This is a genomic window from Mesotoga sp. BH458_6_3_2_1, from assembly GCF_003664995.1.
Taxonomy (GTDB): Bacteria; Thermotogota; Thermotogae; order Petrotogales; family Kosmotogaceae; genus Mesotoga.
Map to the genome: position 1 here is coordinate 17,084 of NZ_JFHL01000002.1, position 15,272 is coordinate 32,355.

The 15,272-nt window shown below is 44.9% G+C and carries 11 protein-coding genes; 7 read left to right on the plus strand and 4 right to left on the minus strand.

Annotated elements, in window-relative coordinates; translation table 11 throughout:
* Positions 1 to 8 precede the first annotated feature (8 nt).
* A complete protein-coding gene (locus Y697_RS00430) occupies positions 9 to 1,025 on the plus strand; it encodes an ABC transporter ATP-binding protein (RefSeq protein WP_121549751.1) in 1,017 nt (338 codons plus the stop codon).
* Positions 1,022 to 2,221 (plus strand): ABC transporter ATP-binding protein, encoded by a 1,200-nt coding sequence (locus Y697_RS00435; protein WP_121549752.1) that lies wholly within the window; start codon positions 1,022 to 1,024, stop codon positions 2,219 to 2,221. Before Y697_RS00430 ends, Y697_RS00435 begins: the two co-directional genes overlap by 4 nt.
* A gap of 1 nt (position 2,222) precedes the next feature.
* Here Y697_RS00435 and priA read toward each other — a convergent pair whose 3' ends face one another.
* From priA to miaB, 3 genes are all read right to left on the minus strand, one after another.
* Positions 2,223 to 4,499, minus strand: coding sequence for a primosomal protein N' (gene priA / locus Y697_RS00440; RefSeq protein WP_121549753.1), 2,277 nt, complete (start codon positions 4,497 to 4,499; stop codon positions 2,223 to 2,225).
* A 3-nt stretch (positions 4,500 to 4,502) separates the two neighbouring features.
* Positions 4,503 to 5,786 (minus strand): nucleotidyltransferase, encoded by a 1,284-nt coding sequence (locus Y697_RS00445; RefSeq protein WP_121549754.1) that lies wholly within the window; start codon positions 5,784 to 5,786, stop codon positions 4,503 to 4,505.
* 1,245 nt (positions 5,787 to 7,031) lie between these two features.
* Entirely contained in the window at positions 7,032 to 8,336 is a 1,305-nt protein-coding gene (gene miaB / locus Y697_RS00455; protein WP_121549756.1) for a tRNA (N6-isopentenyl adenosine(37)-C2)-methylthiotransferase MiaB, read from the minus strand.
* A gap of 170 nt (positions 8,337 to 8,506) precedes the next feature.
* Between miaB and Y697_RS00460 the strand changes: the two genes are divergently transcribed.
* The 5 genes from Y697_RS00460 to Y697_RS00480 all read left to right on the plus strand — a co-directional run bounded on the left by Y697_RS00460 (position 8,507) and on the right by Y697_RS00480 (position 14,915).
* Complete coding sequence (locus tag Y697_RS00460) at positions 8,507 to 9,286, plus strand: serine protease (RefSeq protein ID WP_121549757.1); 780 nt, start codon at positions 8,507 to 8,509, stop codon at positions 9,284 to 9,286.
* 110 nt (positions 9,287 to 9,396) lie between these two features.
* Complete coding sequence (locus Y697_RS00465; protein ID WP_121549758.1) at positions 9,397 to 12,633, plus strand: InlB B-repeat-containing protein; 3,237 nt, start codon at positions 9,397 to 9,399, stop codon at positions 12,631 to 12,633.
* 19 nt (positions 12,634 to 12,652) lie between these two features.
* Entirely contained in the window at positions 12,653 to 13,375 is a 723-nt protein-coding gene (locus tag Y697_RS00470; RefSeq protein ID WP_121549759.1) for an InlB B-repeat-containing protein, read from the plus strand.
* 33 nt (positions 13,376 to 13,408) lie between these two features.
* Positions 13,409 to 14,455 carry a hypothetical protein gene (locus tag Y697_RS00475; protein ID WP_121549760.1) on the plus strand — a complete coding sequence of 349 codons (1,047 nt, stop codon included), beginning with the start codon at positions 13,409 to 13,411 and terminating at the stop codon, positions 14,453 to 14,455.
* 25 nt (positions 14,456 to 14,480) lie between these two features.
* Positions 14,481 to 14,915, plus strand: a complete 435-nt coding sequence (locus Y697_RS00480; RefSeq protein WP_121549761.1) for a membrane lipoprotein lipid attachment site-containing protein — start codon at positions 14,481 to 14,483, stop codon at positions 14,913 to 14,915.
* 147 nt (positions 14,916 to 15,062) lie between these two features.
* Here Y697_RS00480 and Y697_RS14530 read toward each other — a convergent pair whose 3' ends face one another.
* Complete coding sequence (locus Y697_RS14530) at positions 15,063 to 15,239, minus strand: hypothetical protein (protein WP_183083670.1); 177 nt, start codon at positions 15,237 to 15,239, stop codon at positions 15,063 to 15,065.
* Positions 15,240 to 15,272 lie beyond the last annotated feature (33 nt).

A 15,272-nucleotide genomic window follows, 5' to 3' on the forward strand; every position in this document is an offset into this window, starting at 1 on the left:
TTTGAGTCATGGATGAAAAAAAAGCACTGTTGCAGGTTGAGGATTTAAAAACGTATTTCCATACAGAGGATGGGATAGTGAAAGCCGTAGATGGAGTCACATTCGACGTCTTCCCTGGTGAAACTCTTGGAATAGTCGGTGAATCGGGCTGTGGAAAGAGCGTGACATCGCTCTCTATTATGAGACTTCTTGATGAAAAGGGCGAGATAGCGGGTGGCAGGATATCATTTGACGGCGAAGACGTCCTGGCTATTCCTGAATCCAAGATGATGAAGATTAGAGGAAACGACATGGCCATGATCTTTCAGGAACCTATGACTGCTCTCAATCCAGTATTTACGATAGGATTCCAGATCATGGAGGCTATTCTGCTTCATCAGGATGTTGACGAAAAGAAGGCACGTGAGATGGCAATAGATATGCTTAAGAAGGTTGGAATTCCCGAACCTGAAAAGCGGATCGATGAATATCCCCACGAACTCTCTGGAGGGATGCGCCAAAGGGCGATGATAGCGATGTCTCTCTCCTGTAATCCCAAACTGCTTTTCGCGGATGAGCCCACGACTGCTCTTGACGTGACTATTCAGGCGCAGATACTTGAGCTCATGAAGTCTCTTCAGGATCAGTACGGAATGGCTCTCGTAATGATCACTCATGATCTGGGAGTAATTGCGGAGATGGCCCAGAGAGTCGTAGTGATGTACGCCGGAAAGGTAGTTGAATATGCCGATGTACATACCCTCTTCAAGAATCCAAGGCATCCATATACATGGGGGCTTATGAATGCGATTCCCAAGCTGGATGAAGACAAAGAGGTTCTCTACAACATTCCCGGTGTGGTTCCCGACCCTCTCGATTTTCCCGATGGATGCAGGTTTAACACGAGATGTCCTCTCTCTACTGACAAGTGCCGAAAGGAAGAGCCGCCTCTAGTGGAAATTGAGAGTGAACACACTGCTGCCTGCTGGCATATAGATAAGCTCATTGAAACGATCAAAGTATCGAGGGCAGGTGAGAGCGCATGAGCATTCCGAACCAAAACAAGTTGCTTCTGAGAGCAGATGAACTCGTGAAGTATTTTCCAGTAAAAGCTGGAGTCTTCAGAAGAGTTGTTGCGCAGGTTAAGGCCGTAGACGACGTTAGTTTCGATATCTACGAAAAGGAGACACTCGGATTGGTCGGCGAATCTGGCTGTGGCAAGACTACTGCCGGTATGACTGTTCTCAGGCTTTACGAACCGACCTCAGGTAGAATAATCGTTGGAGATGAGGATACAACACATTTCTTCATGCCCTTGTTGAAGGCTAGGAAATACTTGAAAAAGACATACGTCGAAAAGTTTTCCGACTTGAAAGCAAAATCAGGCTCTGTTGAAGGGGCTTTGAGCTCTTTTGACAATGATTTCGACAAAAAGATGGCCGAGAAGTACTTCAAAGAGTTTAACGAAGATAGCGGTGAATTCATGAAGAGTCTTCTGGGAGACAGGGAAGACAAGAGAAAGGCATTCAGAAGAGATGCTCAGATTATCTTTCAGGACCCGTTTTCTTCTTTGAATCCAAGAATGAGAGTCAAGAATATTATCGGCGAAGGCGCAAGAATTCACGGCCTCGCTACAGGTAGAGATGTAATGGATAAAGTGGCCGACATCATGACAAAAGTCGGTCTTTCAAAGGATCACATGTCAAGATTTCCTCACGAGTTCAGCGGAGGCCAAAGACAGCGAATAGGTGTCGCAAGAGCGCTGATTCTTAATCCGCGACTCATCGTCTGTGATGAAGCCGTTTCTGCACTTGACGTGTCGATCCAGGCCCAGATTCTCAATCTTCTAAGCGATCTGCAGAAGGAGTTTGGACTAACATATCTGTTCATTGCGCACGATCTTGGAGTCGTGAAGCATGTAAGTAAGCGTGTTGCCGTGATGTATCTCGGAAAAATCGCCGAGCTCGCAGATAAGAAGAAGCTCTTCGATAACCCGCTCCATCCTTACACGGTTTCTTTGATGTCTGCAATTCCCGAAGCCAATCCTGAGAAGAAGAAACAGAGAATACTACTTGAAGGCGATGTTCCCAGTCCGATAAATCCACCTTCTGGCTGCAGATTCCATCCGAGATGCCCAATTGCAAAGGATATCTGCTCGAAAGAAGAACCTAAACTGCAAGATGTAGGTGGAGGTCACTTCGTTTCCTGTTTCTTCCCGGGAGAACTGAAAAGAGGACTATAAACTACACTATTCCGCCGATGCCGTTGATAATAATCTGGATATCGGCGGGATGTTTCTTCTGTATCTTCTGGAGAAATTCGCAGTTCGCTTCTGGCGGAAGTTTAACCGTGATTTTCATTCTGTAGGAATTCTTGAGCTTTGAAAGAAGCGGAGCAATAGGGCCAAATACCTCGATGGAATCGATTCTCGCTTTTCTTATTTCTTCTGCGATCTTTTCGGCCAACAGTCCGCTCTCGTCCTCAGTCTCTCCGTAACATATCACTTCAGCAATTTTACTGAAAGGTGGGTTATTCAACTCTTTTCGGAGAGCTATTTCATCTAAATAGAAAGTCTCATAGTCTCTTTCGAAGGCAGCTTTCATTATTCTGTTGTTTGGATTGAAGCTCTGAATAAATGCTTTTCCTATGCTTGCCCTGCCGGATCGTCCGCTGACCTGGGAAATGTGCTGAAAAGCGTTTTCCGGACTATCATAGCTTGGGAAACTCATCAACCTATCGGCGTCAACAATCAGAACCATCTCAACATCGGGAAAGTCAAGGCCTTTAGTTATCATCTTTGTTCCCACAATTATCTGACATTCCTTTCTTGAGATTTCTAGCAATGCCTTTTCATATGAAATGGGGTTGTCGATCGTCTCTCGGTCCATTCTCATAATTCTTGCTGAAGGGAAATACTTTTGCAGATCATGTTCTACTCTCTCTGTGCCGAAGCCACGTGCAGAGAGGGTCATTGAGCCGCAGACGGGACAAGACTTTGGTATAGGTTCTTTGTAGCCGCAGTAATGGCACTTAAGGGAATTGTCTGCTTTGTGGTAGGTCATGGACACCGAACAATGCGGACAGCTAACTGTGTTTCCGCAAGTGTAGCAGACCACATAATTTGAATATCCTTTTCTGTGGACAAAAACAAAGACTTGCTTTCCTGCAGAAATCGTTTGTGTGATTTCCTCAAGTGCCCTCTTACTGATTATTGGGTTCTTCTCTTCTTTCATATCGATTATCTCGATTGTGGGAAAGGACCCGACGGGTCTCTCTGTTAGTCGTAGTAGAGATAATCTGTCAGATTCAACCAGGTGATAGTGTCCAACTCTCGGTGTCGCAGACCCAAGAATGACAGGTATATCTAGCAGCTCCGCCTTTTTTAAGGCAGCTTCAACTCCATCATAATAAGGCAGACTCTGCTGGTAGAAACTTGAATCGTGCTCTTCATCAACCACTATCAAACCCGTGTTCTTCATCGGCACCCATAGTGAACTCCTTGTACCGACAAGAATATCCACATTCTGCTCCACAGCATCCAGCCAGATCCTCTGACGCTGGTTTCTCGGCATGTAGCTGTGGTATTGTCTCACATCCCTTCCCGGGAAAGCGCCTCTTATTCTTGCAAGGAGTTGGGGTGTCAGCGAAACTTCCGGAACCAGGTACAGGATCTGTCGACCTCTGTTGAGCCAGTATTCCATGACTTTGAAATAGACCTCTGTTTTGCCTGTACCAGTCAATCCGTGAAGTAGAAAAGCCTTTGATTCGCTCTCCATTATTTTTCTATAGACTTCTCTTTGGCTTGCGTTAATTTCTTCTACCGCCGGGATTACCCAGTGCGAATCATCTTCCTCACTTTCCTCGGTCTTGAGTATTCCCTTAGAAATCAGTGTTTCGATCGGGCTTCTGCTTCTTAGTTCAAGTTTCTTTTCAAGCTCGGATATTTCCTCTGATTCGACAGAAAGGAGATAGTCAACTATGATCTGCCAAAGGGGTGTTAGGTCTTGATTCAGTAGCCCGGTCTTCTTTGTTAATGATACTCGCCTTGTCTTGCGCTTTTTTGGAGTCTTCCTTTCGAAGCTGTGCATGATCTTGACTTCTCGTGAAGCCAGAAGCTCCTTGAGCTTCCCTTCGCCGAATTCTTTGACGAACTTGTCCTTTGAAGTGGGGGAAAATTCAAAGCTTTCGGAAAGGGGGACGATGAATTCATCTACAGCCAGAAGTTTTCCGGGCGGGAAGAAAAGGTCCAATACTTTACCTGGAGGCGCAAGATACTCCTTCATTACATACTCCGCAAGCTTAATATCCTCTAATGAAAGGAAGGAACGTTCATCGACTTTCTTGTTGATACTCTTGATTCTGTAATTCCCCGTCTTACCTTCCAGCGATACAACATAACCTATAGTGTTGCGTCCGGCGAAATTGACTTCGATCCTCTCACCAGGTTCGACGGGTTCATCAGTCTTGTAAGTGTATGTGTCGTATAGAGGCGAATTTGAGATCGCGACCTGAATTAGCATTGGCTACCGCTCCTGTCTGTGGTAAACAACTTGTGATAATAGGTCAGAGCCTCTTGCTCTGCTTTCGGGATACTTGTAGAGACTTGAGTAAAAGCTGACTGCAGTGAAATCCCTCTTCAGCTGTGCCTCAAACAAGTCAACATCAATCTTGATTTCTTCTTTGAGAGATTTGTCTACCACTTTTCTCCAAAGGGAGGTAGTGGTTATTACTGGAATTTTCATTGATCGCTTAATCCGCGAAAGATGGAATCTTCCTCTTTCATTGAAGGCCAAAACTCGAATGTATTGAGGACCAAGTTCGTTGCTTTTTCTTATTAGATTATCGGTGAATCTTAAGACGGGATAGTACATAAGCCTCCTGATTCTAGATAAGGTGAACCGCTTAGATTTGACGCAGCGGAGAAACCTTTCAAGACTTCCTTCCATGGAACACTCTTGAAATCTTGCGTCAAGACCTTCGGCGAATCCATAGTATCTGCAATAATCTTCTCTTGATAGTAGTCTGAAGAAGGGAATGAAAAAGGATTCAACATTCTCCTTGAAAACGGGACCTCTTCCAGATCTGATTTCCCGAAGAATCACATCAAGGGATTCCTTTGGCATTGATTGAGAAGCGCTCTCGATATCGCCATTCTGAATCAGCCTTCTGATTGCCGTAGCAGAAGAAAACTCTCCACGATGCTCTTCATCAGTATAAGAAGCTCCGACTCTCATTATTGAGTGTGGGGTCATCTTACTCTTTATCTCTTGAATCGCTCTCAAGTATTCCACACCCAGGATGTTGTTGGATGAACCTATCTCTTCTATTCGATGTGAAAAAGTTGAGTTTTCAGTATGTATGAAGTCCCTCAGGGCATACTTTCGGGCATTAGGAAATGAATGACCTGTCTTTAGATGTTTCTTCAAGAGATCATGATAGTGTTCGGGTTCTTTGATCAGAACTTCGGACACTGCTTTCATGAGGTCTATATCGTCTGTCTCGCTTCCGAAAACGACATCTGTCACTCCCACATGGTCAAGTGTCCATATTGATCCAGTTGCGAATCCTCCTGCGTCCTGTATTGAATACACTACTGGCAATTCTAGAACTAGATCTACACCTTGCACTAGGGCTGTTTCTGCCCTTGCAAACTTCTCGACAATCGCTGGCTCTCCTCGCTGAACAAAATTACCGCTCATTACCGCAACGGTGACATCCGGCTTCACAATCTCTTTCGATTGTGAAAGATGATAAAGGTGGCCATTATGAAAGGGATTGTATTCAACAATGAGACCAAGTACTTTCATTTGTGGACCTCCGATAAAAGAAGTTCGTCGTTCTGCGAGAGAAAGATCCGTTGAGCGCTGCGAAAAGCCGTCCTTGGTCCTTCGCCCAAGGTCGTATACCCGTCCTTCGAAAGAGCCGCTGCACGCTTAAGAACAAAAAACCGCTGGTCGCTGCGCATCCAAGTTTTCGGTTCTTTGTCGAGAATTCCGTCATGCTGAACTTGTTTCAGCATCCAGCTCTCTCTTTTGGAAGAACTTTTCAATGGACATTGATTTCCCCACTCTTCCTACCACCGACATGCAACCCGCAACCACGATTTCTCAAAAACCCAGATCCCGGATCAAGTCCGGGATGACAGTGTTTTGTGATTGCAATAACGTCACATCCTGTCATGCTGAACTTGTTTCAGCATCCCGGGGGGTTCTCCGAAAACGTTACATACAGTCATTCTGAACTTGATTCAGAATCCCGACGTTTCTTTCTAGTCGCCCATAGTCTTTTCGGATAACGGAGAACCGCTCAACAATCAACCAGTTTCTCTTGCTCTTACGAACCCGCCACCTGCTACCACGGATCACGTTTCTCATAAGCCCAGATCCCGGGTCAAGCCCGGGATGACGTCTTCATTAGCACTGATAATTGGTGAAGGTACTGGGCCGTTTCGATTGCCAGACCCTAAACCCCAGATCCGAGACCCGGTATTAATTCCGTCATTCTGAACTTGATTCAGAATCCCGCTCTTCTGTTGAATGTCAGTAACGTACTTACTTCATCGCCTTTAGAAAAAGGTCTTCTTTCTTCTTCTTGCAACTTGCATCTTGGAACTTGCAACCGTTCTTTTCTGAGAACGTAGAACTTTTCAATGGACATCAATTTCCCTGCTCTTCCTACCACCGACCTGCGACCCGCAACCACGATTTCTCAAGAACCCAGATCCCGGATCAAGTCCGGGATGACAGTGTTTTGTGATTGCAATAACGTCACATCCTGTCATGCTGAACTTGTATCAGCACTCCGGCGGGCCTTACGAAAACATCACATCGCGTCATTCTGAACTTGATTCAGAATCTCGCTCTTTTGTTGAATGTCAGTAACGAGCTTACTTTATCGCCCTTTAGAAAAGGTCTTCTTTCTTCTTCTTGCATCTTGGAACTTGCAACCGTTCTTTTCTGAGAACGTAGGACAATTCGACGGTGATTTACTCGCTTGCTCTTCCAACCTCTGACCACCGACCTCTAACCTCGTTCCCATCCGTCTTCAAACGTCTATCTGACCAAGACTCCATACAAGGGTCCGGCAGAAACCCTTTCAATTCTGATCTTAACAGATTTGCCTATCAGTTCAGGCTGCGCATCGTAGATGACGATTTTGTTGTTCATTGTCCTTCCGTAGATCTTGCCATTCCCTTTGATCTTGCCTTCACCAATTACATCTATGATTCTATCGAGGTACTTCTCGTTCTCTTCCCTGTTTATGTGTTTTTGCAGAGCGAGAAGATCATTCAGTCTTCTGGTTTTCACTTCTTGTGGAACATCATCAGCCATATTTCTGGCAGATAGTGTGCCTTCTCTGGGTGAATACATTGCCAGATTGATGCGCTCGAATCTAATTTCTTTTACCAAAGAGACTGTTTCTTCATATTCTTCTTCAGTCTCTCCGGGGAAACCGATAATGAGATCTGTACTGAGAGTCGCATTAGGTATTCCGTTTTTCACGCGGTCAATTAGATCGAGGTAGTATTCTCTAGTATAGCCCCTGTTCATTGCTTTCAGAATTCTATTGCTTCCCGATTGGACTGGGAGGTGAATTGAGCGCGATATCTTATCGGATGACGCAATTACGTCAATCAACTCGTCGCTGAAGTCTCTTGGGTATGAAGTGAGAAACCAGATTCTCTCAATTCCATCTATCTTAATCGTCTCTCTTATAAGATCTGCAAGTGAAGATCCATCCTTCAAGTCCTTACCGTATGAATCGACATTCTGTCCAAGGTAGGTTATTTCTTTATAGCCTTTTGCAACAAGTCCCCTTGCCTCAGAAAGGATGTCGTTCATGTTCCTACTCTTTTCTCTGCCTCTTGTATAGGGAACTATGCAGTAAGAGCAGAATTTGTCGCAACCGAAGATGATTGTGATCCATGCATGGTGTGAACTGGTTCTCACTCTAGGGGTATCTGAATCGAGCTCATCTATAAAATCGCCCATCTCGATAAATCTCTCTCCCAATTCCGCCCTCTTTAGTAGTTCGTCAACTCTCGTGATCGCTCTCGTCCCGAAAACGAAGTCAACTTCTTTATGAGTAAGCAGTTCCGTCGCATTTTTCTCAGCAACGCAACCGCACACTCCAACAAGCAGATTCCCTTTCCTTTTCTTTAGGGCTTTAAGCTGTCCCAGCTTTCCATAAAGCTTGTCTTCAGACTTTCCTCTAACAGCGCAAGTATTTACGATAACTGCATCTGCTTCTTCTTCGCTACTGGCTATTTCATGTCCTGCATCAGATAGGACACCCATCATTGCTTCTGTATCATTGATATTCATCTGACAACCAAAGGTTCTGAAAGCTACTTTCAAGAAATCACTCCTATTCCGATATCATTGCTCAGCTAAATTGTACCGCATTAGCCAAGAGCGATATACCACGTTATGTTACCATTCTATTGGGATGAATTTTCCTGACCTTATTACAATGAACAGGCTAATAATATCAAGGAAGAACCCGAGCAATAAAACGGAGGTGCATTGTGTTTTCGGAAGCGTTCAGAATTGCAGGTCAGTTCACAAGACCAGTTGTGGTCCTAACTAGAAGTGGTTTGGGAAAGGTAAACGCAACTTGCGGAACATTCATGATACTTAACAGAGAAGGCTGGATAATAACCGTTGCACACCTCTGGCAATCATACTTCATGTATAGACAACAGCAGGCAAAGCAGGATATTGAGCCAGAGAAGAAGATAGAGAATCATTCGTTCTGGTGGGGGGGAGATGGAAAGGTTCTGAAAGACATCAAGCCCTTTCCTGAATTTGATCTGATCATTGGAAGGCTTGAACCCTTTGATCCAGAAGAGATTTTCGAGTATCCCGTTTTTGCGACAGTGGATGAGCTAAAAATAGGGAGCAGTCTTTGCAGGATTGGCTACCCCTTCTCGAGAATACGCGCTTCTTTTGACGAGAAGAAGTCAAGATTCATGATGGATGGAAATAGTCTTCCGCACCTCTATCCTATAGAAGGGATCTATACGAGAACTGTCTCCGCTTCCGCTTTCAAGGGAGCAAAGAAGACCACAAAGTTTATCGAGACTTCATCACCAGGTTTGCTGGGACAGAGTGGCGGCCCTATCCTCGATACGAAAGGGAGAGTTTGGGGAATTCAAAGCCGGACCGTACACCTGCCGCTGGGCTTCAGCCCAAAGGTAAAAAAAGGCAGAGAGGAAATCGAGGAAAATCAATTCCTCAACGCCGGCTGGGGAGTTCACGTAGAGAAGATCAGGGAAGTCCTGCACCACATCAATAACCCGAACTAAAGCACTGCCAGTGGAGTCATCTCACTTTGTTGAATAAGATGACAACATGGTAAAATATCTTAATAGCAGGTATTCTAAAATTACATATTTCCTTCAAGGAGTAGATTTCTGTGAAAAAGACTTCATCAGTTTTAGTGGCTATTTTGCTTGTTCTTGTGCTTTTCTCAACCCAAGGTTGCTTTCTTTTTCGAAACGTAACTCTGTCAATAGAAAATTCTGAGCTGTCAATTGGAATCGGTGAGTCGGAGCAGATACAAGTTAATGTGAAACCCGATGATGCTGCCTTGAAGTTCTCTTCCAACAACGAATCGGTAGCGACAGTCTCAACTTCTGGTCTGGTGACAGGTGTCTCTGCCGGAGAGGCAGAGATTACAATTGAGGCGACCAAGGACAAATACAAGAGCGCTTTGAAGAAAGTCAGCGTTCAGGTTGTCGGGGTAGAATCGTTTTCCGTAACTTTTTCAGTTAGCGATTCTTCTGGAGCTCTCCAAGGAGCGAACGTTACTTTCAATGGCGAGATAAAGGCCACAGACGTGGATGGTGAAGCCGTGTTCGCTGGTGTGTTGGCGGGGAACAAGGATTATACTGTGAGCAAGACAGGCTACAACGAAGCTACCGGAAGCATTAATGTGGATGAAGACAAGACAGTAGACATCACCCTCGAAAAGAAGACCTACATTATAACTGCAACAGCCGGTACCGGAGGAAGCATCGATCCTTCGGGAAGTGTTTCTGTTGAGCACGGATCGAGCAAGACATTCACTATGAATCCTTCAGAGGGCTACAGTGTGGAGGATGTTCTTGTAGACGGAGAATCCGTTGGGCCAAGAGCTACTTACACCTTTAACAATGTAACTTCAAATCATACGATAACTGTTAGTTTCACGACCTTGCCTCCCGATACGTACACAGCTACCTTCAACGTGAGTGATTCATCTGGAGCCGTGCAAGGAGCGAACGTCACTTTCAATGGCGAGATGAAGTCCACAGACGTTGATGGCGAAGCCGTGTTCGCTGGTGTGTTGGCGGGGAACAAGGATTATACTGTGAGCAAGACAGGCTACAATAACTCAACTGGAACCGTTAACGTTGATAGCGACGAGAACGTCAATGTCACGCTAACTAAGAAGATTTATACTATAACGGCGAGTGCGGGGACTGGTGGAAGCATCGATCCTTCGGGAAGTGTTTCTGTTGAGCACGGATCGAGCAAGACATTCACTATGAATCCTTCAGAGGGCTACAGTGTGGAGGATGTTCTTGTAGACGGAGAATCCGTTGGGCCAAGAGCTACTTACACCTTTAACAATGTAACTTCAAATCATACGATAACTGTTAGTTTCACGACCTTGCCTCCCGATACATACACAGTTACCTTCAACGTGAGTGATTCATCTGGAGCCTTGCAAGGAGCGAACGTCACTTTCAATGGCGACACAAAGGCCACAGACGCCCAGGGGAAGGCTGTTTTCACGGGGGTGCTTTCGGGAAGTAGGTCTTACACGGTCAGCAAGGAAGGATACAACAACTCAACTGGAAATGTCAACGTCGATAGCGATGAGAGCGTGGACGTAACACTTACCAAGAAAACATACACCCTCACAGTGAATACTGTCGGTGAGGGGACAGTCACCAAGATTCCCGACAAGGCGACATACACTCACGGAGAAGTCGTGCAGCTCACCGCCAATCCTGCGGATAACTGGAATTTCACGGGTTGGAGTGGAGATCTTGCCGGCTCGGCCAATCCGGAGAGCATCACAATGAATTCTGACAAAACGGTGACTGCGAACTTCTCTATAGTACAGTACACGATTACCGCTTCTGCAGGAACCGGAGGTACCATAAGCCCTTCGGGACAAGTGAAGGTCAATCATGGATCGAATCAGAGCTTCAGCATAAGTGCCAATACAGGCTATGATATACAAGACGTAAAGGTCGACGGAGCTACTGAGGGAGCTATTGGTTCATATACATTTAGCAACGTGACAAGCGATCATACAATTGCTGCAACCTTTAAGATAAAGACTTACACGGTAAGCGTCTCTTCAAACCCCGCGGAAGGGGGCAGTGTTAATGGAGGCGGAACATATAATCATGGTGCTCAAGTAAGTTGTCAGGCGACCGCAAATGAAGGATACAGATTTGTCAACTGGACTGAAGGCGGAGTGGTCGTGAGTGATAACTCTACCTATACTTTCAACATCACCTCCAACAGAAATCTGGTTGCCAATTTCGTCAGGGTCTACTCCGTTACATTCAACGTTGTCGACTCTGAGGGAGTTTTGCAGGGGGCAGAGGTATCCTTTAACGGAGAAATTAAGGTTACGGATGTTCAGGGGAAGGCCGTTTTCACCGGCGTTGTCACTGGCAGCAAAGCATACACTGTCAGCAAAGAAGGCTACAACAATGAAGCTGGAACAGTTGACGTAGATAGTGACGAGAGTGTCGATATCACTATGGTGAAGAAGACTTACACTCTTTCAGTGAGCACCGTTGGGCAGGGAACGGTAACAAAGAATCCCGACAAGGCAACCTACACACATGGTGAAGTTGTTCAACTGACTGCTAATCCGGACTCTGGCTGGAACTTCGATTCATGGAGCGGCGATCTTACAGGATCGACCAATCCGGTAAACATAATAATGAATGAGAATAAGACGGTTACAGCGAATTTCAGCGAGATAACATACACTGTAACGTTCAGCGTGAGCGATTCGGAAGGAGCTCTTCCGGGAGCAAGTGTAACTTTCAATAGTGAGACAAAGACGACAGATAGTCAGGGTAAAGCCATATTCACTGGTGTAACAGCTGGCGAAAAGCAGTATGCAGTGAGTAAAGATGGCTATGGCGACGTCTCGGGGAGTATCGTTGTTGATTCTAGTAAAACTGTAAATTTAACTCTGGTGAAAAAACCTATGATTGAAGTAGTGAATCGAATCATGCAGATAGATGACCCACTCCCGATAAGTGTTAGGGCTCAGAATCTTGGAGATGTCAATCTCATTGAAGTGGTTATTCAGTATGATCCTGAATACTTTGAAGATTTATGGTTCTACACCGTTAGGTTACCGGACTGGGAAGGAATACGGAAAGACCCTGGGAATGGGATTGTTCACGTCGTATTAGCAGCTGGCGCGGAAGCCGAGAAAACAATAGATGCTTTAACCGAAATTTTTCGAATTGAATTAACACCTAAGAAGACTGGTACTACCGAGCTTTCATATACGAGTTACACCGCAGAAGGTGGCGTTTTTTTTGAGACGAATATTATCACCACTGAAGAAACGAGACTCAGCGGTTCTGATCTGATTCTTCAAGAAGGGACTATAACCATCACAAACTAACTTTTGAGAGGCGATAATTGTGAAGCGAGCTATCAAGATCTGCCTGATTTCAGCATTTTTCATCTCAATTATCTCATTGACTGGGTGTATAAAGCCAACATTTCAGGTCGCAGTACAGATAACACCGGCTGGTGGGGGCAATGTTACAGGAGACGGAAGCTACAAGAAAGGCGAGACGGTTACATTGAATGCAATTCACTCCGAGGGCTATCGTTTCTTGTATTGGAAAAGCGATGGTGTTTTCCTTACAGACCAGAACCCATACTCTTTCAATATCACTAGTAACGTCAGCTTCGAAGCGGTTTTTGTCGCTGACGCAGGCGAAATATCGATTGCTGACGCCAATTTTGTAGTTGATGAAGAGGGCCACGTAAAAATAAACGGAGTTGGGCTTGGGGCAGTAAATCTGATTGAAGTTGTAATTGAGTATGACCCTAATGTCCTCAGCTGGGAAGGTAGTAGTTGCAGAATTGCCGGTTGGATAACCATTGAAAAAAACCCCTCGCCCGGAATAGCCCACATAGCTATATCAGGCGCATCAACCGACATAAGCGAAGAGAAAGAGTTAGTTCGTATGTATCTTTTGCCGAAGAAAATAGGCTCTAGCGAAATCGAATTCACAACCTACGAGAGTGAGGGTGGCGTGTTTTTTGAGACAAACTGCATCACTGCGGGAGGCTTGAAGAAGACTTATCCTGAACTCGAGCTTACGAAAGGTGTAATAACAATAAATGAAAACTGATTCTGAGGAATTCATTAATGGGGGCGTGCGACCATGAAAACATTCAGAAGTTTTGTTTTTGTACTTCTCATGGCGATCTTACTTTCCGGTTGCTACATCAAGCTTTATGAAGAGAACGGTTTGGAAACAAGGTTAGATGGCAACGACATGGTTTTCATACTAAAATCTGAAGCTGGTGCGATTGAGTTGCTAATTGACGAGACGATAGATTTCTCAGCACTACTTGTACCTGATGACTATCTGAAGATAGTCAAACACATTGATGAGAGTACTCTTATTGCGCTTGCAAGGGGGTCAACGATTAACCAAGGTGAAGAGATATTAAGGATTGAAGGACTTACAGAAAAGAGCCTGATTACTTCGATTAAGATATGGAATATCTGCGATACCTACCATGAATCAAACGGGACTGAACCAGAACTGCTTGGTGATTTCACAGGAGATGGTCAGGTCGAGGGATTCGATTTCATACCATTTGCTCAGAGTTATGGAAATGCCGTTGGTTCTCCAGGTTATGACTCAATTTATGATATGAGTTCATTGGAAAACCCAGCGGGCAAAGCATTTTCAGGAATATGGGCGAAGATTTATTCTCAGGAAGGAGTTCCAGACGGAAAGATAGATGGTCCGGATTTCATCGTATTCGCCAACAACTACGGATTCGCCAATCCATATCTTGGAACTTGGACATTCACCGGAGCAATTGACTATGAAAGTTCTTCATTCGGACAGGTCGATGCAACTGGAGAAGGTACCGCAACTATTCAGTCTTCAAATTTCAACTTGGTTGGAAATGTGACGATGTATTTTGAGGCTGATTATGAAGATGAAAGTGGAAATCCACTTCATTCAGAGATGACCACAACTATTAACAATGTCAGCTTTGATTTCGATAATCTTATTATGACAATTGACGCAACAGTTGAAGATCCCACAGGTTCAGGCAGTACATACGATGTTCGGTTGAGAGGTGCGCTAAGAACCGTCGGCGATGCGCTGTATGCCGAAGTGCCTTCAGGGGATATCTATCTTCTGAATCCCGAAAGAAAAGTCGGCACATGGTCTGGAAGCAAACAATGAGACTTTGCAAGAGAAGGTGGAGATTTTGAAGCGAATACTTCTGTTATTGGTTGTAGGAATTGTGTTTCTGCTGTCGGGGTGCATTTTCAAGTCCAATCCGGCAGGCTTTGTTGAGATCGCAGGTACTTGGTCACTCAACGGTAGAGTAGTGTACGGCGAGACTGATCTGACAGGAAGTGGGACTCTATACATTACAAAACAGGATGGCAGCACTTTCAGCGGTACCGGATGGTACTTTGTCCTCAGTGCGCCTGTAGAAGGAACAGTCTCCGAAAGACCCGAAAACTATCTTGTAATGCATGCTACGGTTACGTATGGCGGTCAGGAAAGGACAGTCTATTTCGTAGGACATGTCAAGGAATTCGAGAGCGAAATCTCTGTCGAGGATGGCGAGATATTCCTTGATAATCTTACGAAAAAAGTTGGCACTTGGACCGGAGAGAGGACAGTTGCACCGTGATAGAAATACACTCTTGTCAGTTCTTTCCTCATAATATTGTGAAGTAGTCCCCGCATTATTGCTTTTTGATGCTCTAAATTCTTCTCATTAGGCTGCGAGTTCAGAAAGTTAGATGACTCGGCACTAGAATCATGTTGTTCGTTGGTTCTAGCGGTCTCTTGCAGAAACTATTCGCACAATGAAGAGCTTCAAATCTTCGAGAATAATCGATTCAATCAACACCTCACAATCTTTGCCGAAAATCTTTCGAATCGCTCCTGGAATGCTAGTTCTTCGAAGCACGATCACTTCTCGAATCTCAGCACTACCATAATTCTCGGACATCTCTGTGTTTAGACATAAGAGTAATCAATAGTC